Source organism: Corallococcus exercitus (assembly GCF_003611585.1).
Classification (GTDB): domain Bacteria; phylum Myxococcota; class Myxococcia; order Myxococcales; family Myxococcaceae; genus Corallococcus; species Corallococcus exercitus.
In genome coordinates this window covers 1-3199 of the sequence record NZ_RAVW01000667.1, presented here as the reverse complement: position 1 = coordinate 3199, position 3199 = coordinate 1, and the positions used below count along the sequence as shown (strand labels likewise).

1 protein-coding gene is annotated in these 3199 nt (G+C 67.9%); it reads left to right on the top strand.

The window, feature by feature from the left end:
- Nucleotides 1–284 precede the first annotated feature (284 nt).
- Entirely contained in the window at nucleotides 285–3110 is a 2826-nt protein-coding gene (locus tag D7W79_RS40570; protein ID WP_147442320.1) for an alpha/beta hydrolase, read from the top strand.
- The last annotated feature ends 89 nt before the right edge of the window (nucleotides 3111–3199 follow it).

Genomic DNA, 3199 nt, shown 5'->3' with positions numbered 1-3199 from the left:
GCTCGGGGCGGCGCTGGGGCTTGTCGGGGAACACGGGCACCTGTTCTAGCACGGTGGCCATCGCCGACCGCGATGCGCCTGGCCCTGAATCCAGCTCACAATAATATTCCAGCTTTACAATGAATCCCTTTGTAACGGGGAAAGCTATGGATTGTAGCTTCGCCGGTTACAATCCTTCTCGGCCGCGAGTCCCCTTTCTCCGTCCCTCCTCTGAGCGGCTCCTCCGTCCTCGCGTGGCACCGTGAGTGCAACGGAGGGATTGCCACCCACGCATCGGAGGTCCCGTGAAACGTCTTGCATGGCCCTTCGTGCTGCTCACCGCGTTCTCGACCGCGGCCCTGGGCAGCACGAATCCCAAAGGCAGTCCTCCCAATCTCATCCAATCCGCCACCCAGACGGCTGTCTTCACTCCCGTGGACGACCGGGGGCAGCCCATCGACGTCCTGCCCGTGGGTGATTCGCTCACCGTCGGCGCCCAGGGGCTGGCGCCCAACACCGTCTACGAGCTGCGCTTCGCGCTGGACGCGGAGCGCATCCCCACGCTGAAGGAGGCCGTCGGCTTCGCCCGTGCGACGACGGACGCCAAGGGCGCGCTCGCGCCGCACATCCTCTGGTTCCAGTCCGGTGTCGTGGGCTGCCCGGAGCGCGCGGCCCCGCCTGAGTCGCCGTACCGCTTCCCCAGCTTCGAGCGCGCCCGGGAGGCGCTCGACGGCCACATGCTGCTCGTCACCGCGCAGGCCGTGGCGGCGGACAAGAGCGGGGAGATTCCGCCCATGGAGCTCCCCGTGGGCGAGCCGGTCGCCGCGTTCAACCTCCCCATCAAGGTGGGCTCCGCCCCGCGCGTCTATCCGTCCACCGCCGACGGCTGTCTGCTCAACGCCCATGAGACGGGCCGGGGCGACCTGTACGTGACGGGCTCCGGCTTCCGGGGCAACGAGACCGTGGAGGTCTCCATCGTCCCCAACCAGCGCGCCTGGCGCGAGGGCGACGCCTTCGCGGACGTGACGGGTGACGGCTTCGCCTCCGCCCCCAAGAAGGTCGTCACCGACGCCTCCGGCCGCTTCACGATTCCGGCGTGGAACGAAACCCTCCAGCGCCGTGGCGTCTACGACATCATCGCGCGCCGTCCCCTGTTCAACCCGCCGGTGGGCACGCTGAGCGCCAGCGACGTCGTGTCCTACGGCATCGACACGGGCGTCGTGCTCTACATGCTCTACCCGGTGGGCGGCCCCACGATGGACATCGCCGGCCGGCCCCTGAACGGCTTCCCCTACTTCGAGTTCGCCGACTCGTTCGCGGACACCTCCGACCCGGTGTGGGGCGCGGTGGATCCCACCTACGTGCCCGCCGGCCATCCCGGCGGCACCTGGGCGGCCTACTACGTGGTGAACCACCGCAGCGTGCTGGGCTGGGCCCTGAACAACACCCTGGTGGACGTGTCGGGCGGCATTGAAATCCAGCAGGTGAAGGCGGGGTGTGTGAACGGCACCGACGTCGTCATCTGGCAGCCGCCGCTGGTGAAGGGCCAGTACGACGTCGTGGTGGACTTCGGCTCCACCGTGGCCACCACGCCCGGCAGCTACGCCACCGACGGCCACTACAACGACACCGTCGACTTCCTGGACGGCTCCAACCAGATTGGCTTCCAGGTGGCGAAGGATCCGTACGCGCTGGGCACCTATCCCATCGGCCAGGACAGCTACTCCGTCGACAACTACTTCCCCACCCTGGGCGCCGCCTCCAACGTCGACCTGCGCGCCGTCGTGCGCTATCCGGCCGTCGCCGCGGGTGTGGGCACCGCCGTCGCCGCGGGCACCTTCCCCCTCTTCGTCATCCAGCACGGCAACCACCGCATCTGTTACAACTCCAGCCAGACCCACGCCACCTGCACCAGCCGCGTGCCCAATCACCAGGGCTACATGCGGCTGCTCGACACGCTGGCGAGCAACGGCATCATCGCGGTCTCCATCGACGCGTATGACCTGTCCGGGCCCGTGCCTCAGTGGATCCCCGAGCGTGGCCAGCTCATCCTGAAGCACCTGGAGCAGTGGTCGCACCTCAACAACGCCGCCACCTACCCCAGCTACCCGAACTTCTTCGCCGGGCGCTTCAACGGCAAGGTGGACATGTCGAAGATCTCCGTGTCGGGCCACTCGCGCGGCGGTGAGGCGTCGGTGTCCGCGTACATGCAGAACACCGCGTTCAACATCGTCTCCGTGTCCTCCATCGCGCCGGTGGACGGTCAGCTCTACACGCTGCCCGCGGGCGTGCCCTACTTCGTCATCCTGCCCGCGGCGGACGGCGACGTGACGTCGCTCTCCGGCGCGAAGATCTACGACCGGGCGCTGGGGACCAAGAGCTCCATCGACGTGTATGGCGCCAGCCACAACCTCTTCAACACGGTCTGGGCGGCGGACGGTGATGACTCGCCCACCACGCGCAATGACTACATCACCGCGCCCAACCAGCAGCGCATCGGTGAGGCCTACCTGTCCGCCTTCACCCGCCTCTACCTGAAGAACGAGACGGTCTACGCGGACATGATGCGCGGCCAGCTCACGTTCCCGTCCACCGCGGGTTACAAGATCTACACGACGCACCACGAGAACTCGCACACGCGGCTCAACAGCGGCTCCTCCGCCGGCTTCACCCCGGCGGGGCCCATCACGCTGGCCACCGCGAGCAACCCCGCGCCGCACAGCACCAGCGTCATGCGCGCCACCTGGACGGGCAACACCGCCACCGCGACGTTCACCGTCCCGGTGGCCCAGCGCGACACCACCGGTTACGAGGTGCTGTCCTTCCGCGTGGCCCAGACGACGTCCGCATCCAACCCCGCCAGCGGCACCCAGGACTTCCGGGTGGAGCTGGCCACCGGAGCGACCGTCAAGGCCACCTCCACGTCCCTGTTCGACGTCATCCCCAAACCGTACGTCCGGCCGGGCAACGTCGTCCTGCACACGGTGCTCACCACCGTGCGCATCCCCCTGCATACCTTCATCATGAACGGCAACGGGGTGACGCTGACCAACATCGACACCGTGCGCCTGCGCTTCACCAGCCCTTCCACTGGAGACATCTATGTCGACGACGTCGAATTCTCCCGCTAGCCGTCTCTTCCTCGTGGCAGCGGCCTGCCTGGCGCTGACGGGCTGCACGGAGGAGCCCAAGGGCGCCGCCGAGTCCCCCACCCCGGCTC